General features: G+C 63.9%; 1 protein-coding gene. It reads right to left on the minus strand.

From position 1 onward, the window contains the following. Window positions 1–193: DUF4442 domain-containing protein (locus ACQG3P_RS24410; RefSeq protein WP_426806492.1), on the minus strand; the 193-nt coding region annotated here is incomplete at its 3' end. Between the last annotated feature and the right edge of the window lie 40 nt (window positions 194–233).

Raw genomic sequence — 233 nt, forward strand, 5'->3', positions numbered from 1 at the left:
TCATGGCGAACAGGCTGCCGCCAAAGTGCGTGCCCACATAGTTCTTGTTCCACGGCCGCATCCGCCGCTCCACCCGGACATACCGGTAGTCGGGCGTGACCTCGGTGACGTGGATGCCGGCAACCAGGAACGGCGGCCACAGGTTGAGTCCATGGCGGAACAGGCTGGCTTTCTTATCGCGGGCACGGGGCAGGGGCGGTATCGCAAGCTTACCATCCGCAACCGGATGGTGT

Source organism: Stenotrophomonas sp. SrG (assembly GCF_050031795.1).
GTDB lineage: Bacteria > Pseudomonadota > Gammaproteobacteria > Xanthomonadales > Xanthomonadaceae > Stenotrophomonas > Stenotrophomonas rhizophila_A.